At 72.7% G+C, this 25,021-nt stretch carries 23 protein-coding genes; 12 read left to right on the top strand and 11 right to left on the bottom strand.

Features of this window, described 5'->3' with window-relative positions; translation table 11 throughout:
- Positions 1-37: 37 nt before the first annotated feature.
- The gene (locus CP967_RS24725; protein WP_150490075.1) at positions 38-613 is read right to left on the bottom strand and encodes a CGNR zinc finger domain-containing protein; all 576 of its coding nucleotides are present in this window, start codon (positions 611-613) and stop codon (positions 38-40) included.
- A gap of 159 nt (positions 614-772) precedes the next feature.
- Here CP967_RS24725 and CP967_RS24730 point away from each other — a divergent pair, with 159 nt between their 5' ends.
- The 6 genes from CP967_RS24730 (at position 773) to CP967_RS24755 (ending at position 7,135) form a co-directional block, all read left to right on the top strand.
- Positions 773-1,228, top strand: coding sequence for a VOC family protein (locus CP967_RS24730; protein WP_150490076.1), 456 nt, complete (start codon positions 773-775; stop codon positions 1,226-1,228).
- 168 nt (positions 1,229-1,396) lie between these two features.
- On the top strand, positions 1,397-2,317 hold the full coding sequence (locus tag CP967_RS24735; protein WP_150490077.1) for a pyridoxamine 5'-phosphate oxidase family protein: 921 nt from the start codon (positions 1,397-1,399) through the stop codon (positions 2,315-2,317).
- A 145-nt stretch (positions 2,318-2,462) separates the two neighbouring features.
- Entirely contained in the window at positions 2,463-2,657 is a 195-nt protein-coding gene (locus CP967_RS24740; protein WP_150490078.1) for a ferredoxin, read from the top strand.
- A complete protein-coding gene (locus CP967_RS24745) occupies positions 2,654-3,874 on the top strand; it encodes an NAD(P)/FAD-dependent oxidoreductase (protein ID WP_150490079.1) in 1,221 nt (406 codons plus the stop codon). Before CP967_RS24740 ends, CP967_RS24745 begins: the two co-directional genes overlap by 4 nt.
- Positions 3,875-4,423: 549 nt before the next feature.
- Positions 4,424-5,626 carry a Cmx/CmrA family chloramphenicol efflux MFS transporter gene (locus tag CP967_RS24750; protein WP_150490080.1) on the top strand — a complete coding sequence of 401 codons (1,203 nt, stop codon included), beginning with the start codon at positions 4,424-4,426 and terminating at the stop codon, positions 5,624-5,626.
- 300 nt (positions 5,627-5,926) lie between these two features.
- Positions 5,927-7,135, top strand: a complete 1,209-nt coding sequence (locus CP967_RS24755) for an MFS transporter (protein ID WP_150490081.1) — start codon at positions 5,927-5,929, stop codon at positions 7,133-7,135.
- 27 nt (positions 7,136-7,162) lie between these two features.
- On the opposite strand, the gene CP967_RS24760 is transcribed toward CP967_RS24755, so the two are convergent.
- From CP967_RS24760 to CP967_RS24785, 6 genes are all read right to left on the bottom strand, one after another.
- Positions 7,163-8,362 carry a Rieske 2Fe-2S domain-containing protein gene (locus CP967_RS24760; RefSeq protein WP_150490082.1) on the bottom strand — a complete coding sequence of 400 codons (1,200 nt, stop codon included), beginning with the start codon at positions 8,360-8,362 and terminating at the stop codon, positions 7,163-7,165.
- A 240-nt stretch (positions 8,363-8,602) separates the two neighbouring features.
- Positions 8,603-10,357, bottom strand: a complete 1,755-nt coding sequence (locus tag CP967_RS24765; protein ID WP_150490083.1) for an NAD+ synthase — start codon at positions 10,355-10,357, stop codon at positions 8,603-8,605.
- 145 nt (positions 10,358-10,502) lie between these two features.
- Complete coding sequence (locus CP967_RS24770; protein WP_150490084.1) at positions 10,503-12,095, bottom strand: multicopper oxidase family protein; 1,593 nt, start codon at positions 12,093-12,095, stop codon at positions 10,503-10,505.
- Between the two features lie 235 nt (positions 12,096-12,330).
- The gene (locus CP967_RS24775) at positions 12,331-12,756 is read right to left on the bottom strand and encodes a CBS domain-containing protein (protein ID WP_150490085.1); all 426 of its coding nucleotides are present in this window, start codon (positions 12,754-12,756) and stop codon (positions 12,331-12,333) included.
- 304 nt (positions 12,757-13,060) lie between these two features.
- Positions 13,061-13,759 (bottom strand): DUF305 domain-containing protein, encoded by a 699-nt coding sequence (locus tag CP967_RS24780; RefSeq protein ID WP_373300338.1) that lies wholly within the window; start codon positions 13,757-13,759, stop codon positions 13,061-13,063.
- The gene (locus tag CP967_RS24785) at positions 13,756-14,439 is read right to left on the bottom strand and encodes a DUF3105 domain-containing protein (RefSeq protein WP_150490086.1); all 684 of its coding nucleotides are present in this window, start codon (positions 14,437-14,439) and stop codon (positions 13,756-13,758) included. Before CP967_RS24785 ends, CP967_RS24780 begins: the two co-directional genes overlap by 4 nt.
- Before the next feature lie 242 nt (positions 14,440-14,681).
- Between CP967_RS24785 and glnA the strand changes: the two genes are divergently transcribed.
- On the top strand, positions 14,682-16,043 hold the full coding sequence (glnA, locus tag CP967_RS24790) for a type I glutamate--ammonia ligase (protein WP_150490087.1): 1,362 nt from the start codon (positions 14,682-14,684) through the stop codon (positions 16,041-16,043).
- A gap of 288 nt (positions 16,044-16,331) precedes the next feature.
- The gene (locus CP967_RS24795) at positions 16,332-17,084 is read left to right on the top strand and encodes a 5-formyltetrahydrofolate cyclo-ligase (protein WP_150490088.1); all 753 of its coding nucleotides are present in this window, start codon (positions 16,332-16,334) and stop codon (positions 17,082-17,084) included.
- Positions 17,085-17,107: 23 nt separating this feature from the next.
- Here the strand turns inward: CP967_RS24795 and CP967_RS24800 are convergent, their stop codons facing one another.
- Positions 17,108-17,557 (bottom strand): hypothetical protein, encoded by a 450-nt coding sequence (locus CP967_RS24800; protein WP_150490089.1) that lies wholly within the window; start codon positions 17,555-17,557, stop codon positions 17,108-17,110.
- 128 nt (positions 17,558-17,685) lie between these two features.
- Positions 17,686-18,210, bottom strand: coding sequence for a GNAT family N-acetyltransferase (locus tag CP967_RS24805; RefSeq protein ID WP_208838877.1), 525 nt, complete (start codon positions 18,208-18,210; stop codon positions 17,686-17,688).
- A 191-nt stretch (positions 18,211-18,401) separates the two neighbouring features.
- On the opposite strand from CP967_RS24805, the gene CP967_RS24810 reads away from it, so the two are divergent.
- Positions 18,402-19,499 carry a hypothetical protein gene (locus CP967_RS24810; RefSeq protein ID WP_150490090.1) on the top strand — a complete coding sequence of 366 codons (1,098 nt, stop codon included), beginning with the start codon at positions 18,402-18,404 and terminating at the stop codon, positions 19,497-19,499.
- Positions 19,500-19,517: 18 nt separating this feature from the next.
- Here CP967_RS24810 and CP967_RS24815 read toward each other — a convergent pair whose 3' ends face one another.
- Positions 19,518-20,051 (bottom strand): NUDIX hydrolase, encoded by a 534-nt coding sequence (locus tag CP967_RS24815; protein ID WP_150490091.1) that lies wholly within the window; start codon positions 20,049-20,051, stop codon positions 19,518-19,520.
- Positions 20,052-20,176: 125 nt separating this feature from the next.
- Between CP967_RS24815 and CP967_RS24820 the strand changes: the two genes are divergently transcribed.
- On the top strand, positions 20,177-21,421 hold the full coding sequence (locus CP967_RS24820) for a septum formation family protein (protein WP_167535438.1): 1,245 nt from the start codon (positions 20,177-20,179) through the stop codon (positions 21,419-21,421).
- A gap of 106 nt (positions 21,422-21,527) precedes the next feature.
- On the opposite strand, the gene CP967_RS24825 is transcribed toward CP967_RS24820, so the two are convergent.
- Complete coding sequence (locus CP967_RS24825; RefSeq protein ID WP_150490092.1) at positions 21,528-22,118, bottom strand: acyl-CoA-like ligand-binding transcription factor; 591 nt, start codon at positions 22,116-22,118, stop codon at positions 21,528-21,530.
- 189 nt (positions 22,119-22,307) lie between these two features.
- On the opposite strand from CP967_RS24825, the gene CP967_RS24830 reads away from it, so the two are divergent.
- Positions 22,308-23,807 carry an MDR family MFS transporter gene (locus CP967_RS24830; protein ID WP_190175029.1) on the top strand — a complete coding sequence of 500 codons (1,500 nt, stop codon included), beginning with the start codon at positions 22,308-22,310 and terminating at the stop codon, positions 23,805-23,807.
- 254 nt (positions 23,808-24,061) lie between these two features.
- Entirely contained in the window at positions 24,062-24,955 is an 894-nt protein-coding gene (locus CP967_RS24835) for a putative protein N(5)-glutamine methyltransferase (protein WP_150490094.1), read from the top strand.
- The last annotated feature ends 66 nt before the right edge of the window (positions 24,956-25,021 follow it).

The following is a 25,021-nucleotide window of genomic DNA, read 5'->3' on the forward strand; positions in this document are numbered from 1 at the left end:
ACCGGGGTCCGGCGCCGCGGTGCTGCGCCGGGCCGGTTCAGACCGTGCGGTGGCGGGCGTAGTGCCGCTGGGCCTTGGCCCGGTTGCCGCAGCCGGCCATCGAACACCAGCGGCGGGTGCCGTTCTTGGACACGTCGTAGAAGTGCAGGACGCACTCGTCGTTGGCGCAGGGGCGCACCCGGTCGGGCCGGTCGTCCATCAGCCGGAGCCAGTCCTCGGCGGCGTGCCAGGCCGGCAGCCAGGACGCGGCCTCCACCTCGACGGCCGACCCGGGCCGCCCGTCCGCGTCCATGCTCCGCAGGATCCGCCCGTGCGAGAGGACCTCGTTGAGGGCCGCCACCGCATCCGGGCCGGGCCGGCCGGGCGCCGTGACCAGCACGTCCAGGGCCCCGCGCACACGGAGCAGGTGGTCCAGGGTGGCGCGGTCCGCGGGCACCGGGGTGGTGCCGAGGTGCTCGCGTACGGCCGGGGACGCCAGCCAGAGCGCCAGACCGCCCGGACGTTCCAGCAGGTCGTGGGGGCCCTCGGCGTCGATCCACCGGGTGTTGAGCAGGTCGAGGGCGAGCGGTTCGCCGGTCAGCGGACGCGGGTCGGGCGCGGGGGAGGGCGGCACGGCGAGGTCCTTCCGGCAGAGGCAGAAACGGTTTCTCCTCCGATACTAACCAGCCAACCGCCCGTGAGCGGTTGACTCGCTTCGGTTCTAACCCCTAAAGTTCTTTTCAACGGTTACGAGATCGTCTCGTGGCTCCGACGAAGGCACAGGTGTTTGACGATGACCAAGGCACAGAACCTCCAGACCGGGCACGTCGGCGTGAACGTCACCGACCTGGACCGTTCTCTCGCCTTCTACCGCGAGGTCTTCGACTTCGAGGTCCTCGCCGAGGGCAAGGAAGGCGACCGCCGCTGGGCGTTCCTCGGCCGCGGCTCCCGGCTCCTGGTCACCCTGTGGCAGCAGAGCACCGGCACCTTCGCGACCGACCGCCCCGGCCTGCACCACCTCTCCTTCCAGGTGGACACCGTCGAGGAGGTCCGGGCCACCGAAGAGGTGCTGCGCGCGCTGGGCGCCGAGTTCACCTACCAGGGCGTCGTCCCGCACGGCGAGAACGCCACCTCGGGCGGCATCTTCTTCAACGACCCCGACGGCATCCGGCTGGAGATCTACGCGCCGACCGGCGCCGACCCGGCCGACGCCCCCACCACCGGCGCTCCCACCTGCGGCTTCTTCTAGGCCGCGGTCCAAAGGACCCGCCCGTCCGGCGGCGTCCGGCACCCGCGGTACCAGGGCGGCCCCCCGCCCCGCGACCGTACGCGCCGGACGCCGCCGGGCCCGCCCGCCGGGCGGACGACGCCACTTCTGAAACGCGCACCCGGCCGCCCCTGCCCCGAAAGGAACGCCGTGGCCACCTATCACAGCGGCGAGAGCGCCGTACAGGAACGAGCCGGCCTGGAACGCCAGGCGGACTTCTCCCGGGGCGGCATCGGCGACACCGTGCCCGACGTGGCGGCGGAGTTCCTCGCCGCACAGCCCATGCTGGTGGTCGGCGGGACGGACGCCGCCGGCCGGGTCTGGGCCACCCAGCTGACCGGGGAACCGGGCTTCCTCCGGGTCCCCGGCCCGCGCACCCTCCTCGTGGACGCGCTGCCCGAACCGGGCGACCCGCTGCACGAGACCCTCACCGGCGCGCACGGCACCGCCGTCCGGATCGGCATGATCGGCATCGAGCCCGCCACCCGGCGCAGGATGCGCATCAACGGGCGCGCGGTCCGGACCGGGGACGGCCTGCGGGTGGAACTGGACCAGGTCATCGCCAACTGCCCCAAGTACCTGCAGAAACGCGACCACCGGTTCCTGGGACCCGGTGAGACCGCCACCCCGCGCACTGTCACCGGGGCCACCGCCCTCACCGCCGGACAGCAGCGGGTGCTCCGCGAGGCCGACACCTTCTTCGTCGCCACGGCCTCCGACCGCGGTGACGCGGACGCCTCCCACCGGGGCGGCAACCCGGGCTTCGTCCAGGTGCTCTCCCCGACCCTGCTGCGCTGGCCCGACTACACGGGCAACGCGATGTTCCTGACCCTGGGCAACCTCCTCCTCAACCCGGCCGCGGGCATCCTCGTCCCGGGCTGGGACACCGGCACCGCACTGCACCTCAGCGGTACCGCCCGCACCGTCTGGGACGAGGAGGAGACCCGGAGCGTGCCGGGCGCCCAGCGGCTCGTCGAGTTCTCCGTCGAAGAGGTACGCGAGATCACCGCCGCGTCCGGCCTGCGCTGGTCCGAGCCCGCCTACTCCCGCTTCAACCCGGCCGTCGCCTGACCGCCCGGCCGCCCCCGGCCCGGCCCTCCCCTCCGGACACCCGGGGCCGGCCGGGCGGCCGCACCGGCCCCGGCGCCCCAGCCGGTCCCACCGGCCCCAGCAGCCCTGATGAACCCACCCACCCACGATCCCGAGGGAGTTCACGATGCGCGTCGCCGTGGACATGAAACTGTGTGAGAGCCACGGACAGTGCGTCTTCGCGGCACCCCAGGTCTTCTCGTTCGACGACGAGGAGTACCTCGTGTACGAGCCCGAGCCCGACGACGCCCTGCGCGACCGGGTGGAGAAGGCCGCGGCCGCCTGCCCGGTCCGCGCCATCACCCTGGGACCCGCCTCATGACCGGGGACGGCCGGCGCCACCTGGTGATCGTCGGCGCCTCCCTGGCCGGCCTGCGGGCCGCGCAGACCCTGCGCGCGGAGGGCTTCGAGGGTGAACTGACCGTCGTGGGCGCCGAACTCCACGCCCCGTACGACCGGCCACCCCTGTCCAAGCAGGCGCTCACCGCGCCCGGCGGCCCCCCGGACACGGCACTCCCGGTACCGGACGGCATCCGGGCCCGCTGGCTGCTCGGCCGCCCCGCGGTCGCCCTCGACCCGCGCGCCGCCACCGTGACCCTGGCGGACGGGACCACGCTGCCCTACGACGGACTGCTCGTCGCGACCGGCGCCGCCCCCCGCCGCCTCCCGCCGGACCGGGGTGCCCCGCCCCGGCGGGTGTTCACCCTGCGCGACCGCGAGGACGCCCACGCCCTGCGCGCCGAACTCACCCCCGGCAGAAGGCTGCTGGTCGTCGGCGCGGGTTTCCTGGGAAGCGAGGTGGCCGCCGCGGGCCGGGCCCTGGGCCTGGACGTCACCGTCGTCGAGGCGGGCCGGCTGCCCCTGGAACGCGTGGCCGGCAGTGCGGTCGGCGCCTTCGTCGCGGACCTGCACAGGACGGCGGGCGCCGACCTCCGGGTGGAGACCACCGCCGAGACGCTCCACTCCGGCCCCGACGGCGCGCTCACCGGGGCCACCCTCGGCGACGGCACCACCGTGACCGCCGACGTGGCGGTCCTGGCCCTGGGCGCCGTACCGGCCACCGGGTGGCTGGCCGGCTCCGGGCTGGACGCCGAGGGAGGCGTGCGCTGCGACCGGTGGCTGCGGGCCCTGGACACCGAGGGCCGGGTCGTCCCCGGGGTGTTCGCCGCCGGGGACGCCGCCAGGGTGCCGCAGCCGCTCGCCGACGGGCAGCCGATGGCCCTCGGCCACTGGAGCGACGCCCTCGACCAGGCGGCCACGGCCGCCCGTACCATGCTCACCCCGCACAGCCCGCACGCCCTCGACGCGGTGCCGTCCTTCTGGTCGGACCTCTACGGGGCCAGGATCCGCTCCGTGGGCCTGCCCGGCGCGGCCGACGAGGCCCGGGTCGTCGAACACGACGCCGTCGCCCGGCGCATGGAGGTCAGCTACCACCGCGAGGGCCGGCTCGTCGGGGCACTGACGGTGGGGCGCACCGCCCGCCTCGCCGCCTACCGCGAGGAACTGCACCGCCGGAGCACCACGGTACCGGCCGGCTGAGACCGGGCACGGGCCCGCCGCACCACCGCGGCGGGCCCGCGCCCGCGCGGTAACCCGCGCCCCGCGCGTACGGGCGGGACCCGCGACCCACGCGTACGGAGGCGTACGGAGAAGGAACCCGCGCCCCGCGCGTACGGAGAAGGAGCCGCGCCCCGGAGAGCGGGCGGGAAGCGTCCCGTTACGCCCCGCGGGGAGGTAAACTCCCGCCCATGTCCACCCCCGAGTCCGACAGACTCAGGCCGCCGGTCCGCCGGCGGCCGATCCGCGACACCCGGAACCCCTGACCCCCAGCGGTCACCGCCGTCGTGTCGCCGGTCGCAGGCCGCCGCCGGATCCCGCGGCGATGCGGGGGCGGCCTTCATGCCCGGTCGAGAACGGTCGGCGTACCCCGGCACACAGCCGGAGGACAGCCGACGGGCACCGGCATTCCGTCGCTCCGCCGTCCCACGCCTCATCGCGTGACGGGCGCGACCCGCATCCCCGCGTACCCCGATCGTTCCCGTCGGTTCCGTACAAGGGGTCTGTTTCCTCATGGTCCGCACCACTCGTATGCCATTCGCCGTCCACATGCTCGGGCTGGCGGTCTTCGCCCAGGGCACCTCGGAGTTCATGCTCTCCGGCCTGCTCTCGGGCATCGCCGGCGACCTGGACGTCTCCCTGTCCGCCGCAGGTCTGCTGACCTCCTCCTTCGCGGTCGGAATGGTGGTCGGCGCCCCGCTGACCGCCCTGGCCGCACGCACCTGGCCCCGGCGGCGGGCCCTGCTGTTCTTCCTGGCGGTCTTCGTCACCGTCCACGTCGTCGGCGCGCTGACGAGCAGTTACGGGGTGCTGCTCGCGACCCGGGTCGTCGGGGCTCTCGCCAACGCCGGATTCTGGGCGGTGGCGCTGGTCACCGCGACCGCCCTGGCCGGTCCGGAGCGGCGCGCCCGGGCCACCGCCGTGGTCGTCGGCGGAGTCACCGTCGCCTGCGTGGCGGGCGTGCCGGCCGGAGCGGCGCTCGGTGAACTCTGGGGCTGGCGCGCGGCGTTCTGGGCGGTCGCCCTGGTCTCCCTGCCGGCGGCGCTCGCCCTGTTCCGGGCGGTTCCCGGCGGGCGGCCCGAGGACGCCGGGAAGGTGGGCGTCCGCGCCGAGCTCCGTACCCTGGGCCGCCCGCGGCTCCTGCTCACCCTGCTGGTGATGGCCCTGGTCCAGGGCGCCACCTTCTGCGCGTTCTCGTATCTGGAACCGCTGGTCACCCGGGTCACCGGGTTCGGCGCCGGACGGGTCCCCCTGGTGCTCGCCCTGTTCGGCGCCGGCGCCTTCGCCGGGGTCACCCTGGCCGGGCGGCTGGCCGACGCCCGCCCGGCCGCCGTCATCGGCACCGGCATGGCGGCGCTGACCGCCGGATGGGCCGCCCTGGCCCTCACCGCCGCCCACCCGGCCGCCGTACTCGCCCTGGTGCTGCTGCTGGGCGCGCTCGCCTTCGGCACCGGGACCGCGCTGATCACCCGGGTCTTCCATCTGGCCCCCGAGGCCGGGACCCTGGGCGGCTCCTTCGCCACGGCCGCCTTCAACGTGGGCGCGGCGGTGGGCCCTTGGCTCGGCGGCCTGGCTCTCGGCGCGGAAGCCGGTTACCGCGCCCCGGTCTGGGTGAGCACCGCTCTGATGGGTGCGGCCCTCGTGCTGGCGGCGGTGCCGGCCGCGGTGACCGCCGGCACCGCACGCGTCCGGGCCGGATTCCCCGACCGGAGCGAACCGGCGCCCGAACGCTGACGGCGAGGCTCCGGTACGGGCGGGGAGCGAACGGCGGGGCGGGGCGCGGCAGATGGAGCGCGTCCCGCACCGCCGCCCCCGGCGGGCGGGCGGAGTGACGCGCACATCACACCCCGCCGCAACAGTTCGTTCACCTGCGGGCATAAAACGTCTGAGAGACTTTGTTCCGGACAGATACATAACCTGTCCGGCATGTGGTCCGGCGACGAAGCCGACGCTCCCGCACGATCCTCCACCTCCGCACGCAGTCGCCCGGCCCGTCACGAGCCGGGTGCCGCCCCGCCCGAAAGGTCACCCACCATGCCCCTGGCCCTGCTCGCCCTCGCTGTGAGCGCCTTCGGCATCGGCACCACCGAGTTCGTGATGATGGGCCTGCTGCCCAACGTCGCGGACGATCTGGGAACGTCCGTACCCACCGCCGGATACCTCGTCTCGGCGTACGCGATCGGCGTCGTCCTCGGTGCCCCGCTGCTCACCGGCCTCGGTTCCAGGATCCCGCGCAAGCGGATGCTCCTGCTGCTGATGGGCCTCTTCACCGTCGGCAACCTCGCCTCCGCCTTCGCGCCCGGCTTCGGCTGGCTGATGGCCGGGCGGTTCCTGGCCGGTCTGCCGCACGGCGCGTTCTTCGGCGTCGGCGCCGTCGTCGCCGCCCGGCTCGTGCCCCACGGCCGGCAGGCCCGCGCCGTCGCCACCATGTTCCTCGGCCTCACGGTCGCCAACGTCGTCGGCGTACCGGCCGCCACCCTGCTCGGACAGCACCTCGGATGGCGCGCCACCTTCATGGTGGTCGCGGTGATCGGCCTCGCCGCGATGGCCGCACTCGCCCGCCTCGTCCCACAGATCCCGGTGGAAGCACGCCAGGACGTACGCCACGAGATCCGCGCGCTGGGCAACCGCCAGGTACTGCTCGGCCTGCTGACCGCCGTCCTCGGGTTCGCCGGTGTGTTCGCGGTCTACTCCTACCTCTCGTCCATGACGACCGAGGCGATGGGCTTCGGGGAGTCCTCGGTGACGCTGGTCCTCGCCCTCTTCGGCATCGGGATGACGCTCGGCGCACTGGCCGCCGGCCCGCTGACCGACCGGGCGCTGCGCCCCACCCTGTACGGCTCGCTGGGAGCCCTGGCCGTCGTCCTGACGGTCTTCCCGTTCGTCGCCGATGTGCGGTGGGCGGCGCTGGTGGCGGTCGTGCTGCTCGGCGGGGTCGGCTTCATGACGACCACCCCGCTCCAGATGCTGGTGATGAGCAAGGCCCAGGACGCCCCCACCCTGGCCTCCGCCTCCAACCACTCCGCGTTCAACCTGGCCAACGCGGGCGGTGCCTGGCTCGGCGGGGTGGCCATCGCGGCCGGCTGGGGCTGGACCTCCCCGGCCCTCGTCGGCGCCGTCCTGGCCGCCGCCGGTCTCGCGGTGGCGGTCACGGCGGGCCTGCTGGACCGTACGCCGGGAACCTCGCGGATCGTCGCGGGCGGCGCGGTGGTGCGCGAGGAGCAGCGGACCGCCGTGCACTGACCCGGCCACACCGGCCCGGGTGCGCGCTCATCGGCCTACCGAGGGGCGCAGCACCGGCCCGGCCCCGGAGGGTGTCCCGGACCCGGGGGACGGACCTGATCCGGAGGGCGCTGCCGCGCCGAGGGGCGCCCCGGCCCCGGCCGCCCGTTCGCCGTGAGCGGTCCGCGCCGTCCCGCTGCCCCCAGCCTCCGCTTCCGGCGGGGGCGGGTAGAACCGCCGGGCCCAGTGCCGGAACGGACCGATCGGGCCGTCGCCGTGGGTGAGCCGGGGCGGCTGCCGGTACTCCTTGTGGTGCCAGACCGGGAAGTCGGCTGCGGTGAACTCGCAACTGGACCGGAAGACGGCGCGGTCCAGGAGCCGGGCCGCGGCCCGGCTCGCCGCCCGTGCGAGCGGCGCCGGCAGGGCGGACGGCTCGTCGAAGGCGATGCGGTTCCGCTGCCGGAACTGCATCCGGTTGGGCGCGATCGCCGTCGGCATCACCATCGTGCACATCCGCAGACCGATCCGGGCCGTGTACACATCGGCGTGCAGACAGCCGAGCCCGTAACCGTCCACCTCCACGTTCACGACGAAGTCACCCAGCAGCGGTGCCGACTCATGGGCGCGCATCGACACGTGGAAGGCGGAGTCGCCGTACACCACCGGTCCGCCCATCTCCGCCTTGGACCAGCCGTGCAGGGTGGCGAAGTGCCCGAGGTCGACGGAGTTCTCGATGACCTCCTGGACGTTGCCCGCGAACTCCCAGGCGGCGCTCCGGGCGGGCCGGTGGCCGATCTCGTGCCACTCGGGGACGAACCAGTCCGGGGCCCTGCCGTCATGGTGCCGCCAGACGAAGACGGCGCCGTTGACCTCGTGCACCGGCAGCCGGGTCAGCGGTGAACGCGGCGGCGGGGTGTCGTACCCCGTACGCACGCAGGCGCCGTCGGGGCCGAACGCGAAGAGATGGAAGGGGCACACGAGGTCGTCTCCCTCGACCTTCGCCAGGCCGAGGTGGGCGCCGAGGTGCGGACAGTACGGATCGACGGCGCGGACCGCTCCCGTACCGAGCCGGTAGAGCACCACGTCCCGCCCCGCCAGCGGCCGGGTGAGCACCGTGCCGGGGCGTAACTCCTCGGAGAAGGCCAGGGCGGACCAGCCGCTCGGGTACGGCAGCGCGGGCGTGCCCGCGGTGTCGGCCGGTGTCGGTCCCTCGGTGATGGCGTGCCTGCGAACGCGTGACAGTCCCACAGCTCCCCTCCAGGGTCGGATCACCTGGAGACTGCCCGGCCCGCCCGTGAATCCACCCGACACACCGCACACCACTCGAACGGGATGAAAAGTGCCATGAGTTGACGTCGGGGACGCGGGGACGCGGAGGTGCGGGGACGCGGAGGTGCGGCATGGAGGCGTACAGGCCGAGGCGCGAAGGCGCGGAGGGGCCGGGCACGCGGAGACCGGTCCGGCTCCCGCACGCACCCGGCCGGCCCCTCAGTCAGACTCGCGCCACCGGTTGGTGACCGGCAGGCGGCGGTCCTTGCCGAAGCCCTTGGGGGAGATCTTCGTGCCCGGCGGGTACTGGCGGCGCTTGTACTCCGCCGCGTCCACCATCCGCAGCGTCCTCGTCACCAGCTCCGCGTCGAAACCCGCCGCGACGATCGCGTCCCGCCCCTGGTCCCGGTCGACGTACAGCTCCAGGATCCGGTCCAGGACCTCGTAGTCCGGCAGCGAGTCCGTGTCCACCTGGTCCGGACGCAGTTCCGCGCTCGGCGGCTTGGTGATCGAGGACTCGGGGATCGGCGGAATCCGGCCGCGCTCCCCGGCGGCGCGGTTGCGCCACTTCGCGAGGCGGAGGACCGACGTCTTGTACACGTCCTTGATCGGCCCGTACGCGCCGACCGAGTCCCCGTACAGCGTGGAGTAACCCACCGCCAGCTCCGACTTGTTGCCCGGAGCGAGGACGATCTGGCCCTCCTGGTTGGAGATGGCCATCAGCAGCGTGCCGCGCAGCCGTGACTGCAGGTTCTCCTCCGCCAGCCCGGTCAGACCCAGCGAGCCCATGTAGGCGTCGAACATCGGCTCGATCGGTACCGTGCGGAAGCTCAGCCCGGTGCGCCGGGCCAGTTCCGCCGCGTCCTCTCTGGAGTGGTCCGAGGAGTACTTCGACGGCATCGACACGCCGTACACGTTCTCCGCGCCCAGCGCGTCGCAGGCGATCGCCGCGACCAGCGCCGAATCGATTCCGCCCGACAGTCCGACCAGGACGGTGCCGAAACCGTTCTTCGCGGCGTACGCCCTCAGGCCCACCACCAGCGCCGAGTACAGCTCCTCGTCGTCGTCGAGCCGGTCCGCGTGCCCGCCGGTGAACTCCGGCGCGTACGGGGCGAGGGGCTCCTCGGACAGCACCGCATGGTCGATCCGCAGACCGTCGTCGACGACCCCGGAAGGCGGCACGCCGGCCGCGGCGGGGAGTTCCAGGTCCACGATCACGCTGCCCTCGGAGAACTGCGGCGCGCGGGCGATGACCTCACCGTCCACGCCGACGACGATCGAGTCGCCGTCGAAGACGAGTTCGTCCTGGCCGCCGGTCATCGCCAGGTACGCCGTCGTGCAGCCGGCCTCCCGCGCACGCCTGCGGACCAGCTCCAGCCGGGTGTCGTCCTTGTCGCGCTCGTACGGCGACGCGTTGACCGACAGCAGCAGACCGGCCCCGGCGGACCGGGCGGCCGGGACCCGGCCGCCGTCCTGCCAGAGGTCCTCGCAGATCGCCAGCGCCACATCGACGCCGCGCACCCGCACGACGGGCATCGAGTCGCCCGGCACGAAGTAGCGGAACTCGTCGAACACGCCGTAGTTGGGCAGGTGGTGCTTGGCGAAGCTCAGGGCGATCCGCCCGCGGTGCAGCACCGCCGCCGCGTTGCGCGGAGAGCCCGCGGGCTGCCCGTAGCGCACCGCCGCGTGCTCCGAGCGGTCGAGGTAGCCGACGAGCACGGGCAGTTCACCGAAACCCTCGTCGTCGAGACGGACGGCGAGCGCGCGCAGCGCCTGACGCGATGCCTCGACGAAGGACGACCGCAGCGCCAGGTCCTCGACGGGATAACCGGTCAGCACCATCTCGGGGAACGCCACCAGGTGGGCGCCCTGCCCGGCGGCATGCCGTGTCCAGCGGACGACCGACTCGCTGTTGCCGGCCAGATCACCGACGGTGGAGTCGATCTGATTCAGGGCGAGACGTAGTTGAGGCACGCCCTCCAGTGTAATCGTCGTACTGACGCGATGTCCCGGCGACCACGTGCCCGGCGGCTGTGTGCCGTCGGATGCGTGCCGGGCGGGTGTGTGCCGGGCGGGCGCGTGCCCGCCCGGCGCGGGCCGCCGCCCGGCGCGGGCCGGCTCAGCGCAGATAGCCGAGGACCGTCATCATGCCCGCCTCCGCGTGGTACAGGTTGTGGCAGTGCAGCATCCACAACCCCGGGTTGTCCGCGTCGAGATCGACCGTCAGCCTGCGTCCCGGCAGGACGATCGCGGTGTCCTTGCGGACGCCCGGAGCCGCCCCCGCGGCCGTGGCCGCCAGCGCGAACGTGTGGCCGTGCAGATGCAGCGGGTGCCACATCCGGGTGCGGTTGGCGAAGACCAGCCGCACCCGTTCCCCGGCCCGGACGCCGCTGCGCACCGCCGGATCGTAGGGGGTGCCGTCGAAGGTCCAGTCGTACGCCTCCATGGAGCCGCTGAGCCGGAACCGCACCGTCCGGTCCGGCTCGCGCGCGGTGAGGGCGACCGACCCGTCCGGTGCCAGACGGTCCGCCGTGAGCACCTCGCGGGTCAGCTCGTCCGGGCGCGTGCCGGCCGGCGGCAGCGCGCCCGCCCCCGTGCGCAGCACGGCGAGGCCCGAGGCGCCCTTCCCCTCGGCGAGCGCGGTCAGCGGGAACACCCCGTCCCCGGCCGTCACCAGCACGTCGTACCGTTCACCCATCCCGATCAGCAGTGCGTCCGTCTCGGTGTGGCCCACCGGGAAGCCGTCGGAGTGCGTCACGGTCATCCGGTGGCCGCCCAGCGCCAGCCGGAAGGCGGTGTCCCCGCCGGCGTTGACCACCCGTAGCCGGATCCGGTCGCCGGGACGCGCCTCGAAGACCGAAGGGTCCTGTTCTGTACGGCCGTTGACCAGGTAGTACGGGTAGTCGACGTCACCGGCGTGCCCGCCGAGGAGATCGCTCTCCGCGCCCACCAGCAGGCGCGAGGGCGGGGCCTCGTCCGGCGCGGACGCCGTGTGCCCGGTGGTGCCGTGGATGCTTCCCCGGCCGCCGGTCAGTTCGTCGAGCACCGCGTCGGGGGTCGAGCCCTCCACCCCGTCGAGCCAGTCGTCGAGGACGACCACCCACTCCTTGTCGTAGGCGAGCGGTTCCCTCGGGTCGTCCACGACCAGCGGCGCGTACAGCCCCCGGTCGAGCTGCACGCCCGAGTGCGGGTGGAACCAGTAGGTGCCCGGGTGGGTGACGGCGAAGCGGTAGGTGAACTCCGCGCCCGGCTCCACGGGCCGCTGGGTCAGTCCCGGCACCCCGTCCATGTCGTTGCGCAGGGCCAGGCCGTGCCAGTGCACCGATGTGGACTGCGGCAGATGGTTGGCGAGGGTGAGCTCCAGGGTGTCACCCGCGGTGATCCGGACCGGGTCCCCGGGCAGCCGGTCGCCGTAGGACCAGGTCGGGACGGTGAGACCGCCGCCCAGTTCGAGACGGGACGCGGTGGCCGTCAGCGCGACACTCCGTACCGGGCCGCCGCCCCGCGCGGCCTCGGCCCGGGCGACCTCCGGGCCGTCGGGGAGCACATAGGGGTCGTCGTCGGCGGCCCGGCGGAGGTCCCGGACGGGGGCAGGTGCGGCCGGTGGCTTCGGGAGGGGCGCGGCCGTGGCGGGCGCGGAGGAGGCGGCCGACGCCGTCAGGGCGGCGATACCCGCGCCGAGTACGGCGCGACGATGGGGCATTTCAGACATGTTGCGCACCGTACTCCCGCCCGGTATAAGGAGGCGCCCCGACACCCGGCCTCCCGCGACGACGGCCGGTCTCCCGCACGACGGCCCGGTCTCCCGCAACGACTGCGGCCCGGTTTCCCGCGACGGCGGCCCGGCCTCCCGCGACGACGGCCCGGTCTCCCCGCCGATGTGCGGGGAGACCGGGCCGGGTACGCGAGAAGGGCAGTGGGCGGGTGGGGGAGGGGGGAGGTGCGGGTCAGGCGCGGGAGTAGACCCTCTCCGCCCAGCCGGCGACCTGCTCGTCGGAGAGGTGCAGGGCCAGATCCGCCTCGCTGATCATGCCGATCAGCCTCTTGTTCTCGATCACCGGAAGCCGGCGGATCCGGTGGCTCTGCATCTCGTCGAGGACCGCCTCGACATCGGCGGTCGCGTCGATCCAGCGCGGGGTGCCCTCGCAGAGTTCACCGGCCGTCACCTTCGACGGATCGTGCCCCGACGCCACACAGCTGACGACGATGTCGCGGTCGGTGATGATCCCGACCATCTTGTCCTGCTCGCCGTTGGCGGAGACCGGCAGCGCACCGACCTCGTGGTCCCGCATCATCTGGGCGGCGCGGTCGAGCGTCTCGTGGGCCGGGATCCACTGGGCCCCGGCGCTCATGATGTCCTTGGCGGTGGTCATGGGTTCTTCCTCCTGCGTGCCGGTGGGCATGCCGTACAACCCCGAGCACTGTCCATTGTGCTGGGGCCGTCCTGGGCCCGCCACCGCTGGACTTCACCCGCACGGGTGCACGCGGTACGGGGCGATCCGGTACACCCGGACGGGGGAGAGGCGGCCCGCAGCCGGCCGGCGGAGGCCCGGCCGACGGGGTCCAGGCCGGCGTGGTTCAGGCCGGCGGGGTCCAGGCCGGCGGAGACCCGCCCGGCCCGGGCATCCGCCCGCCCGGCCCGGGCCCCCGCCGACTGCTGGGCCGCCCGGCCTGCTCCTACGGCCGGGGCGCCGCGCCCCGCTCGGCGAGCATGTCCGCCATCAGGTCCAGCTCCGAGCGCTGCCCCCGCACCATGCCCTCGGCGAGCCGCTTCTCCGCCGGAACCGCGCACAGTCCGGCGCACCCCTCGGCCATCGCGACCCCGCCCAGGTGATGGTCGGTCATCAGCTGGAGGAAGAGGACCTCGGCCTCCACGCCGTCGGCCGCGCCCAGCTCCCTCAGCTCGGTCCTGGTCGCCATGCCGGGCATCAGCGCCCCGTCGCGCGGGGCGGACGAGGCGCCCGTGTGACGCCCCGGGTGCGTGTGATGGCCGGAGGACGGCATCCACGCCATCGGCTCCTGGCCGGCGGGCGCCGTCTTGGGCAGCCCCCACAGGTCCAGCCAGCCGAGCATCATGCCCCGCTGGTTCGCCTGCGTGTTCGCGATGTCGTACGCGAGCCGCCGCACCTCCTCGTCCTTCGTCCGGTCCCGCACGAGGAAGGACATCTCCACGGCCTGCTGATGATGGACGGACATGTCACGGGCGAAACCCGCGTCCGCCGATCCGGCGGCCGGGACGGCGAGGGTCCCGGCCGGGGCCGCCGCATCCCCGCCGCCCCGCCCCGAAGCGACCGCCGCCGCCCCGGCGAACAGCAGGGCGAGCAGCACCGCACCGCCGGCCGCCCACCGCACGCGCCCCTCGCGCACCCGGCTCACCCGTCGACCCCGCCCGTGCACGGCGCGCCGGGCTCCGGGGTCTGGGGCCCCTGGACGTACCGTGCGAGGAACCGAGCCACCCGGGGGTCGTCCGCGCCGTCGACGGCGACCTGCTTGCCCCAGGCGCTCAGCACGATCGCCCCGTCCTGCCCGTCGTACGGGCTCATCAGCGTGTACGGCGTACCGGCGACCTTCGACGCCAGCGCGCGCACATCGGCGTCCGTGGCCCGGTCGTCGTACGTCACCCACACCGCACCGTGCTCCAGGGCATGCACCGCGTGGACGTCCGGAACGGCCTTCTCGTATACGACGCCGTCGCAGTTGAGCCAGGCCGGATCGTGGTCACCGCCCACCGGCGGCCTCATCGGATACGTCACGGGCGTGGTGACGTGGTCACGGCCCAGCTTCTCCGGGTCCCAGGACCTCTCGCCCTCGACGGCCCCGGCGGCAGCCGCCTCCTCCGGTTCCGCCTGCTTGGCGTCGCCCGCCCGGGAGGCCGCCGTGGAGACCTCGCCCGCCGCGTCCGCCTCCGGTCCCTTCAGCAGCGTGTACGAGCCGAAACCGAGCAGACCGGCGACCACGGCGGCGCTCACCGCTATGACGGCGACACGGTTGCGGCGGTCGTGCGCACGGCCTGCACCGGGCGTCTGCTCCTCACGGGTCCTGCGGTCGAAACTCATGTCGGCGGTCCTTCTGCCAAGAGGTGGGAGGGACATGGAACGAGCCGGCGCACACGGGCCCGCGAAGCCCTCACGAGCCTTCGGACCCCCTGCGCACCGGGCGCGCCGATCGTAGTGGGTGGCTGAGTGCTCCCTCTCACACCGAGTGCGTAATCTGGGTGAAATCCCGGGTCGTGATACTGAGGTGTCCCCCTACCCCCGGGCGGTGATGCACGGACCGTCTGAACTGCAAGGATGTGGCTATGGACAAGCAGCAGGAATTCGTCCTCAGGACCCTTGAGGAGCGCGACATCCGTTTCGTACGGCTGTGGTTCACCGACGTGCTCGGTTACCTCAAGTCCGTCGCCGTCGCGCCCGCCGAGCTGGAACAGGCCTTCGACGAGGGCATCGGCTTCGACGGCTCGGCCATCGAGGGCTTCGCCCGCGTATACGAATCGGACATGATCGCCAAGCCGGACCCCGGCACGTTCCAGATCCTGCCCTGGCGCGCGGAGGCACCCGGCACGGCCCGGATGTTCTGCGACATCCTGATGCCGGACGGCTCGCCCTCCTTCGCCGACCCGCGCTACGTACTCAAGCGCATCCTGGCCAAGACCTCGGACCTGGGCTTCACCTTCTACACCCACCCCGAGATCGAGTTCTTCCTGCTGAAGGACAAGCCGGTCGACGGCACCCGCCCCACCCCGGCCGACAGCTCCGGCTACTTCGACCACACCCCGCAGAACGTCGGCATGGACTTCCGCCGCCAGGCGATCACCATGCTCGAATCCATGGGCATCTCGGTCGAGTTCAGCCACCACGAGGGTGCGCCCGGCCAGCAGGAGATCGACCTCCGCTACGCCGACGCGCTGTCCACCGCCGACAACATCATGACCTTCCGGCTGGTCATGAAGCAGGTGGCGCTGGAGCAGGGCGTCCAGGCCACCTTCATGCCGAAGCCGTTCTCGGAGTACCCCGGCTCGGGCATGCACACCCACCTCTCCCTCTTCGAGGGCGACCGCAACGCGTTCTACGAGTCGGGTGCCGAGTACCAGCTCTCCAAGGTCGGCCGGTCCTTCATCGCGGGCCTGCTCAAGCACGCCGCGGAGATCTCCGCCGTGACCAACCAGTGGGTCAACTCCTACAAGCGCATCTGGGGCGGCTCCAGCCGCTCCGCCGGAGCAGGCGGCGAAGCCCCCTCCTACATCTGCTGGGGCCACAACAACCGCTCCGCACTGATCCGCGTCCCGATGTACAAGCCCGGCAAGACCGGCTCCTCCCGCGTCGAGGTCCGCTCCATCGACTCCGGCGCCAACCCCTACCTGACGTACGCGGTACTGCTCGCCGCCGGACTCAAGGGCATCGAGGAGGGCTACGAACTCCCGGCCGGCGCCGACGACGACGTCTGGGCGCTCTCCGACTCCGAGCGCCGCGCCATGGGCATCGAGCCGCTGCCGCAGAACCTGGGCGAGGCGATCTCGCTGATGGAGAAGAGCGAACTGGTCGCGGAGACGCTCGGCGAGCACGTCTTCGACTTCTTCCTGCGAAACAAGAAGCAGGAGTGGGAGGAGTACCGCAGCGAGGTCACCGCCTTCGAGCTGAAGAACCTGCTGCCGGTGCTGTAGACACGGGCCAAAGGCCCAGGCAGTACTACGCGGGCGGGTCGCCTCCCGGACCACCGGGAGACGCCCCGCCCGCAGCCACACCGGTCCCGGGCCGTCCACGGGCCGTCAGACAGGAACGGACGGCCCGGACACACGCTGTCCGTGGCGACGTGGGCCCGCCCCCCTCGCCGCTCGGCAGCGAGGGGGCCGGGGCGTGAAAGAGCCCTACGCCCGCCCGTATCCGCCGAGGCCCTGACCGCCTGCCCGGATCGACGGCAGCGGCATAGAAGGAAGAACGGAGGGGCCGCCGTGGCAGCCAGCTCTTTGGACCAGGCCAAACAGGCGGTACGCACACAGGTCTGGGACTCCCTGACAGCCGCGGACGCCGTCCACGACGCCTCCGTCCACGGCCGAATCCCGGACTTCAAGGGCGCCGGGGAAGCCGCTGCCCGACTGGCGGCGCTCCCGTCCTGGCAGTACGCGAGTGTCGTCAAGGCCGTACCGGACAAGGCCCAGCTCCCGGTCCGGGCACGGGCGCTGGAGGAGGGCAAGACGGTCTACATGGCTGTACCGAAGCTGGCCACCCCCAAGCCCTTCTACCTCCTTGAACCGGCCGCCCTCACCGTCCCGCCGGCCGAGGCCGCCGACAGCCGCACGGCCGCCTCCATCGCCCCGGCCGTCGAGGTCGACGCACTCCGCCCGCTCGACCTGATCATCCTCGGCAGCGTCGCCGTCAACCGCGACGGCGCCCGCGTCGGGAAAGGCGCCGGCTACTCCGACATCGAGTTCGCCCTTCTCGCCGAGGCCGGCCTGGTGACACCGAAGACCCTCGTCGTCACCACCGTCCACGCACTCCAGGTGACCGAGACGACCGTCCCCACCAGCGGACACGACGTCGGCGTCGACCTCATCGTCACGCCCGCCGAAACCATCGTCTGCCCGAAATCCCAACGACCCTCCGGGATCCACTGGCCCGATCTCACGCCGGAGAAGATCGCCGCCATTCCGGCACTGGCGGCACGGTGCAGCGCCCGCCTGATGCCCGGGAAGGGAAGCACCTGATTCTGGCGCGGCAGAAATTTCTCTCATTCCATGCGGATCACACGCCACGTACCGTTCTGCCGGTCCACCAGGAGTCCGGTGTAACCGAAGGGCTCGGCGTCCAGGCGTACGGTGTGCCGCGTTCCCCGTTTCTCCGCTCTGGTGTCGTCGTCGGTCAGCTTCATGGCCGCCACGGCTTCGCGTTCCGCGGCGGTCAGCGAGTCGGCCAGATCCCGTACGGCGGAGGGGCAGTCGTCCTTTCCCCGCTGGGTGGCCAGAGCAGTGGCAGCGGGTTTCGCCAGGAGGCCACAGGCCTCTGCCCCGTCTCCTCGGCCGAGCGCGTGCAGCAGCGTGTCGGCGGTACCGGTGGCCGCGTCCTCATCCGCCTGGGCCTCCCGGCCCGACGGTATGACGAACACGGTGAAGGTGATGCCGAACACGACGACCAGGACACCGAGGATGATGAACGTTGCGGCGTGATCGCGGTTGCTCATGGCACGGAGCCTATAGAGAACGGGCCACCCGGTCACCGTCGGACGCCACGGGCATGGGGACGGGGCTGAAAGCGGCAGAGGCCGTCCTCTCGTACCGTGGGCGGCCGGGGCGGAACCCGGTCGGCCCGTCAGCGCAGTTCGCCCTCCAGCATGCCCATGAGGATGCTGTCGTGCCAGACGCCGCCGTCGCGGACGGTGTCGCGGGCCCGGCCCTCCTCGGTGAAGCCGGCCTTCCTGTAGGCCCGGATCGCGGCGGTGTTGGCGTCGGCCACCCACAGCATGACGCGGTGCAGACGCATCGTGTCGAAGCCGTACCGGCACATGAGGCGGGTGGCCTCGGTGCCGTAGCCCTTGCCCCAGCAGTCCTTCTCGCCGATGTAGATGTCGAGTTCGGCGCCCCCGGCCTCGGGCCCGTCCGTGGTCAGTCGGACGAGGCCGATCAGCCGCTCGTCCGCGAGGGTCTCGATGCCGAAGACGATCTGCGCGTAGGACGCGGCGGGGAACTCCGCCTTGTAGGCGCGGAACTGGGCGAGGGTCATCGGGTAGCCGTTGTCCATCCAGCGCATGACGTCCGGGTCGTGCTTCCAGCGCCAGTGCGCCTCCGTGTCGTCCTCGTCCATCAGCCGGAGCCGCACCGATTCACCTGTCAGCAATGTTTTTCCCTCAACTCTGTGTCGGGACAACGGGTTTCGCGCCTTCCTACCAACGAGGGCAGGACAGGGCAAAGGATTTCCGGGGAGCGGCGGCGCCGGTTCGTACTGCCGGGTTCCGGCAGTGAAGAGGGGCGGGAAGGTGCCTGTGACCGGCATGGTCCGGCAGCCGGCCGGGGGCGCACCATGCACCGGTGACCCTGGACAACAAGGCGGGGGCGACCCGCTCGAAGAACCGTTCGCTGATGATCGGCGCCGCCGTGTCGGCCGGTGTCTGCGCGCTGCTGGCGGCGTTCCTGCTGCTGGTACCGATGCGCGGGGCACTGGAGGACGAACGGGCCTTCCGGGCGGCTGTCGCGTGCGGCCCCGGCGACGGGGGCCGGGAGTGCCTGCGGACCGTGCGGGTGCGCGTCGAGGAGACCGCCAAGAAGAAGGGGAAGAAGACCCCCTCGTTCTGGGTGTACGTCACCGAGCCGGACGGGACGGCCACCCGCACCCGGCTGGAGGGCGCCGTCGAGGACGTACCGGGCATCCGCGAGGGCGGCACGATCCAGGTCACCTACTGGCGGGACCAGATCCGCTACGTCGACACCGGGGCCGAGCGGCGCTGGACGACCGCGGACCCGCGCGGGGACTACCGGCTCTACTGCGCCTGGGGTCTCGCCGTCGGCTTCTACGGCCTGGTCTTCCTGTGGTTCTGCTTCTGGCAGGCCAAGCTGAGCAGCCGGTCGCGCCTGGCCTACCCGTGGCACGCCGGGGTCCCCGCCCTGGGCGCCCTCTTCCTCACCGCGGTCGCGGCGGTCGCGCCGTGGTTCACCGACAGCCCCGGGCAGGCGCTGGGAGTCATCGGGCTGAGCGCCCCGGTGGTGGCGGCGGTCTGCGCGGTGATCGGACTGGTCATGGCGCGGCGGCAGCGGGGCGACGACACCCTCCGCCTGGAACGGGCCGTGCCCGGCAAGGAGTTGAGCTTCCAGGGCATGGTGCTGGGCGAGGTGTCCTACGCCGGCCGGGGCGGCTTCCTGGTGGCCGGCCCCGGTCTGCTGGCGTCGACACCCGACCCCACGGGTGTCGCGTACCGCAGAGAGGCGCCGCGCACCCTGACCCCCGTCCGGGTCCGGCCGCCCTACCGTACGGACCCCGAGGGCCGGCCGGACTACGACGGCAAGGCGCTGGTCCTGGAATGCGAGGACGACGGCGTCCCGGTGCTCGTCGTCACCCCCCGGAAGACCATGAAGTGGGTCCTGGGCGCCCTGCCACCGATCGGACCGGGCGGCGGGACCCCGCGCCCGTGACCCGCCCGGGTCCCCGGGTCAGGGCGCCGCCTCGTCCAGGAGCAGGTACAGCAGGCCCACCAGCGAACCGCTGCTCACGATCTCCCGGCGGTCGATCATGGACCGGACGCCGGACAGCGGGATCCACTCGACGCGGTCCGACTCGTTGCGCTCGGTGGGCGGCCCGGTGTACGTGGCGCCGTCGGCACGGAAGAGGTGGTGCTGCGAGTCGGTGATGCCGTTCGCCGGTTCCGCGTAGATCAGCGGTTCCAGCGAGTCCACCCGCCAGCCCGTCTCCTCCAGCACCTCCCGGGCGGCGGCCTCGGCCGGTGTCTCACCGTCCTCGACCAGGCCCATGGGGAGCTCCCAGGCCCAGGTGCCGGTGACGAAGCGGTGGCGCCACATCATGAGGACTTCCCGGCGGTCGTTGACCACGGCCGCCACGGCCAGGTTCCGGAGCCTGACGATCGTGTAGTCGACCCGGTGGCCGTCCGGCTGCTCGACGTCGGCCGACCACAGGTTCACCCAGGGGTTCGCGTAGAGCGGGCGCTCCCCGTACACCTTCCACCGCACTGTTACAGCCCCTCCCCGCAGAACTCCGACGTGGTGGCCAGCGTATGACGGCCCGCCCGGCGGGGGATACCGTTCCGTTACCCGGGGAAGGGCAACCGATCGGCGGGGTCCTTTGTCGAACCGGCGTGGTCAGAAGCCGTGTCAGCCCCCTGCGTGTGATCCTCGCCGTGTCCGCCCTGCTGCTGACGGCCTGCTCGGGCGGCTCCGGGGAGAAGGAGAAGGCCGCTCACCCGGTCTTCGGCGCGCCGCTCGGCCAGCAGCCCCGGCAGGCGCTGCTGGCGACCCAGGCAGAGGGGACGGCGCGCTTCACACAGACCCTGACGTTCGGTTCGCCGGAGGGGGACACGGTCCAGAAGGCCACGGGCCGTGTCGACTTCGCCGGTGGCCGCGCCGCCGGCTCGGTCGAGTGGACCCTCGCGCCGGACCTGCCGGAAGAAGCCAAGGACGAACTGCTGGGTGCCCGGCTGGGACCGGGGCGTTCCCCTGCCCTGACCCGGCTGGCGGTCGACCCGGACTCCATCCGGCTGCGCGCGGGCGAGGCGGATTACTGGCTGGACTACGCGGGATCCCTGGAGGTCTTCGGCGGGGAGGCCGCGATCAACGCGCTGCGGGGCACCGAATCCGCTTTCGGAGGCACCCTGCTGGAGGTGCTGAGCGGGGTGCAGGACGTACGGGAGTCCACGGAGACCCTGGAAGAGAAAGGCAGCCGCGCCTACCAGGCGGAACTCACCGCGTACAACGCGCTGCGGATGTTCTCCCAGGACCTGCGCGCCGAACTCACCAGCGACATCGACCCCGGTGGTACGAAGACCCCGGTGACGCTCGGGATCAGGGTGGACGCCGAGGGCCGCGTCACACGGGCCGAAGCGGACCTTTCCGCACTGCTCGACCGGAAGGACGGCGCTCTCGCCGGGATGACCGGCCTCCGGGCCGTCCTGACGGTGAGCGGACACGGGGACTCGGCTCCGGCCATGCCGGCGCCGACGGAGCGGACACTCGACGCGAAGGACGCCGTCACGGCGATCGGCGACCTGGAGGAAGGCGCCTGCGCCGACCTCACGACCGGCAACCGCACGCCCGGCACGGTCGTGGCTGTGCCCTGCGACCGGCCCCACGACGTCAGGGTGTTCGCCCACCCCCGCCTGGACACCGCGTACCCGGGGGACGAGGAGGCGGAGAGCGCGGTGGAGGAGAGGTGCACGGGGGAGTACCGCCCGCTGCCCGGGGCATGGAAGCGTGAGGCGGCCGAGGACGACCTGTTCTGGTACACCTGGCCGGCCGAAAAGGACTGGGGCGTCGGCGGTGAACCGACGGCCACCTGCTACATCGTCACCCGCGACCCGGTGACCACCCGGCTGTCGGCGGTCTGACCGCAACGGCCCCCGGCGCCACGCCCCCCGGCACCGGGACGCGCAGGCGGGCCGTGCTCCGCCGGACGCCGGCGGCCCCGTCGCCCGCGGGCGTCCGTACCGCCGCTCAGTCGAAACCGCGGCCCATCTCGTCCAGGATCTCCTCGATCACCGCACCCGGTCCGCGCGCCTCGTCCTCCTCGATCCACGTCCGCATCGCGATGCGGAGGGAGGAGAGGAAACCGGCGGCCAGCACCACCGGGCGCACCGTCCCCGCGGCCGGTCCGGTCCGGGCGGCCACGGCGTCGGCCAGGTCGCGCTCCAGCGCCGCGTGGTCGGCGAGCTGGCGGGCCAGCAGGGAGGGGTGGCGCAGGGCGAGGCGGGTGCGGACCGCCCACTCGCGCTCCGGAGGGGCCATCCGCTCGGTGAACTGGCCGACCGCCGCCCGGAGCGCCGCCCAGGCGGGCTCCTCGGCGGGGCGGTCGCGGACCGCCTGGACGAGGGCGCGGATGTGCTGCTCCTCGCCGTAGAGGAGGGCGTCCTCCTTGTTGGTGAAGTAGTTGGAGAACGTTCTGCGCGAGATGCCGGCCGCGTCCGCGACGGCCTCGACCGTCACATGGTCGAAGCCGTGTTCGACGGTCAGGCGCAGGGTCGCTTCGTGTACGGCCTGCCGGGTGGCGGCCTTCTTGCGTTCACGCAGTCCCGTGGAGCTCTCCATGGCTCCATTATCTATCGCCGGGTAAAGATTGCGCAATGTGCAAAATTTCCCACTGTGCATGTACAGTGAAGACTTCTCTTCCTGAGCGAAGCCTTGCCCTTCCCGAGTGAAGACCTTCCCTTTCTGCCTGAAACCTTCCGGAGGTTGCGCGTGAGCGCACAAACGGCCGCGCCCGCCGAGGCTGCACCCATGGATCACCGGCATGTGATGCGAGCCCTGAGCGGACTGCTGATCGTGCTGTTCGTGGCGATGATCAGCAGCACGGTGGTCTCCGTCGCCCTGCCGCAGATCATCGGCTCCCTGAACGGCACGCAGTCGCAGTACACCTGGGTCGTCACCGCGATGCTGCTGACCTCCACGGCCTCCACCCCGATCTGGGGCAAGCTGGCCGACCTGTTCAGCAAGAAGCTGCTCCTCCAGATATCCATCGGGCTCTTCGTCATCTCGTCGGTCGCCTGCGGATTCGCCCAGTCCACGGGGCAGTTGATCGCCTTCCGGGCCATCCAGGGCCTCGGCATGGGCGCGTTGCAGGTGCTGGTGCAGGTGATCATCGCCGCGATGATCAGCCCCAAGGAGCGCGGCCGCTACAACGGTTACCTCGGCGGGGTCATGGCCGTCGCCACCGTCGGCGGACCGCTGCTCGGCGGCTTCATCACCGACACCTCGTGGCTCGGCTGGCGCTGGTGCTTCTTCATCGCCGTCCCCTTCACCCTCGTCGCGTTCGTGATGCTGACCCGCACCCTGCACCTCACCGAGATCCGCCGGCCCGACGTGAAGGTCGACTACCTCGGCGCGTCCCTGATCGCCGCCGGTGTCAGCCTGCTCCTCCTCTGGGTCACCTTCGTCGACAACGACTTCGACTGGATCTCCTGGCAGAGCGCCGCCATGGTCGGCGGCAGCGTCGTGATCCTCGCCGCCGCCGTCATGGTCGAGGCGCGGGTCAAGGAACCGGTCGTCCCGCTCCACGTCGTACGCCGCCGGGACCCCGCCCTCGCCATCGTCGCGAGCCTCGCCGTGGGCATGGCGATGTTCGGCGGTGCCGTCTTCCTCGGCCAGTACTTCCAGATCGGCCGGGGCAACTCGCCGACCGAGGCCGGTCTGCTGACCATCCCGCTGATGCTCGGCGTGCTCCTCTCCTCCACCGTCGCCGGGCGCCTGGTCTCCAAGACCGGCAAGGTCAAGCCCTACATCGTCACCGGCGTCGTGGTGCTCACCCTCGGTTTCCTGGGCCTGTCCACGATCGACCACGAGACCTCGCTGGTCATCGTGTCGCTGGGCATGCTGGCCGTCGGCATCGGTGTCGGTATGTCGATGCAGAACCTCGTGCTCGTGCTGCAGAACACCGTCCCGCTCAGCGAACTCGGCGCCGCCAGCGGTGCGATCACCTTCTTCCGCTCGCTCGGCGGCACCATCGGCGTCTCCGTCCTCGGTGCGGTGCTCGCCAACCAGGTGGCCACGAAGATCGCCGACGGGCTGGCGAAGCTGGGCGTCGACCCGGCCGCCTCCACGTCGGGCGGCTCGACACTGAACGTGGCCGCCATGCCTCCGCAGATCCAGGAAGTGGTGCGCGCCGCCTACGGCGACGCGACCGGACACATCTTCCTGATCTCCGCCGGCATCGCGGTCATCGGTGTCGTCGCGTCGCTGTTCCTGACGCCGACCAAGCTGCGCGACAGCGTGGACCTGTAACACCCGCCCTGCCCACGGCATCCGTGCCCCCGCGCCGTTCCGGTGCGGGGGCACGGGCGTGATCCGGACGGTGCGGCGCGCCCGCCCGTTCCGGTAGGGTGACGCGTCCCGGCACCGGGACCGACTCCAGGAGGTGAGACCCATTACCGCTTCAGCAGGCTGGGCGCTCACCCCTCGCCGTCGCGTGGCCCACCGGACGACCCGGTAGGCCGGGCCGACCGCGGAGCGCCCATCGGGTTCCCGAAAGGCTCCGCATGTCGTCCTCCGCGTCACCGCTCACCGCTTCCTCCATCGCCGCCCGACTCCGCGCCGCAGGCTGTGTCTTCGCCGAGGACGAAGCCGCACTCCTGATCTCCGCCGCGGCTGACCCCGGCGGACTCGCCGCCATGGTCGGACACCGCGCCGACGGCCTCCCCCTCGAACACGTGCTGGGCTGGGCCGAGTTCTGCGGGCTCAGGATCGCCGTCGGACCCGGGGTGTTCGTGCCACGGCGGCGTACCGAGTTCCTCGTCCGGCAGGCCGCGGCCGCGGCCCCCGTACGCCCCGTCGTCGTCGACCTGTGCTGCGGGTCCGGGGCGCTGGGCGCGGCACTCGCCTCCCTGGCGGACCCGGCCGAACTCCACGCCGCCGACGTCGATCCCGCCGCCGTGCGCTGGGCGCGGCGCAACCTCTCCGGCCTCGGACAGGTGCACGAGGGCGACCTCTTCACGCCGCTGCCCCGCTCCCTGCGCGGCCGGGTGGACGTCCTGCTCGCCAATGTGCCGTACGTGCCGAGCGACGACGTGGGCCTGCTGCCCGTCGAGGCGCGGGTGCACGAACCCCGGGTGGCCCTCGACGGCGGCGGGGACGGACTGGACGTACTGCGCCGGGTGGCGGCCGAGGCGCCCGGCTGGCTGGCCCCGGGCGGCAGCCTGCTGGTCGAGACCAGCGAACGGCAGGCGGCCCGGGCCGAGGAGGCGGTCGGCGCCCACGGGCTGGAGCCGCGGGTGGTGGTCTGCGACGAGCTGTACGCCACCGTCGTGATCGGCACCCGGCCCTGCACCCCGACCGGCGCGCCCGCCGTGCCCGCCCCGTCCCCTGTGCCCGGCGCGTCCACCCCGCCCACCGTGCCCGCCCCGTCCGTCGCACCCGCCCCGCCCGGCGGGTAACTCCCGCTCCCCGGCGCGCTCCCCGCGCTCCCCGCGCTCCTCGCACCCTGTGCACGCCCCCCGTCC

Source organism: Streptomyces nitrosporeus, assembly GCF_008704555.1.
In the GTDB taxonomy this organism is placed as follows: domain Bacteria; phylum Actinomycetota; class Actinomycetes; order Streptomycetales; family Streptomycetaceae; genus Streptomyces; species Streptomyces nitrosporeus.

Bases quoted from the DNA above. Each gene is read 5' to 3' on its own strand.
- CP967_RS24785 (WP_150490086.1), bottom strand. From the start codon at position 14,439: ATGAGTTTCGACCGCAGGACCCGTGAGGAGCAGACGCCCGGTGCAGGC.
- CP967_RS24745 (WP_150490079.1), top strand. From the start codon at position 2,654: ATGACCGGGGACGGCCGGCGCCACCTGGTGATCGTCGGCGCCTCCCTG.
- CP967_RS24750 (WP_150490080.1), top strand. From the start codon at position 4,424: ATGCCATTCGCCGTCCACATGCTCGGGCTGGCGGTCTTCGCCCAGGGC.
- CP967_RS24775 (WP_150490085.1), bottom strand. From the start codon at position 12,756: ATGACCACCGCCAAGGACATCATGAGCGCCGGGGCCCAGTGGATCCCG.
- CP967_RS24740 (WP_150490078.1), top strand. From the start codon at position 2,463: ATGCGCGTCGCCGTGGACATGAAACTGTGTGAGAGCCACGGACAGTGC.
- CP967_RS24825 (WP_150490092.1), bottom strand. From the start codon at position 22,118: ATGGAGAGCTCCACGGGACTGCGTGAACGCAAGAAGGCCGCCACCCGG.
- CP967_RS24835 (WP_150490094.1), top strand. From the start codon at position 24,062: ATGTCGTCCTCCGCGTCACCGCTCACCGCTTCCTCCATCGCCGCCCGA.
- CP967_RS24800 (WP_150490089.1), bottom strand. From the start codon at position 17,557: ATGAGCAACCGCGATCACGCCGCAACGTTCATCATCCTCGGTGTCCTG.
- CP967_RS24770 (WP_150490084.1), bottom strand. From the start codon at position 12,095: ATGTCTGAAATGCCCCATCGTCGCGCCGTACTCGGCGCGGGTATCGCC.
- glnA (WP_150490087.1), top strand. From the start codon at position 14,682: ATGGACAAGCAGCAGGAATTCGTCCTCAGGACCCTTGAGGAGCGCGAC.
- CP967_RS24830 (WP_190175029.1), top strand. From the start codon at position 22,308: ATGGATCACCGGCATGTGATGCGAGCCCTGAGCGGACTGCTGATCGTG.
- CP967_RS24755 (WP_150490081.1), top strand. From the start codon at position 5,927: ATGCCCCTGGCCCTGCTCGCCCTCGCTGTGAGCGCCTTCGGCATCGGC.
- CP967_RS24730 (WP_150490076.1), top strand. From the start codon at position 773: ATGACCAAGGCACAGAACCTCCAGACCGGGCACGTCGGCGTGAACGTC.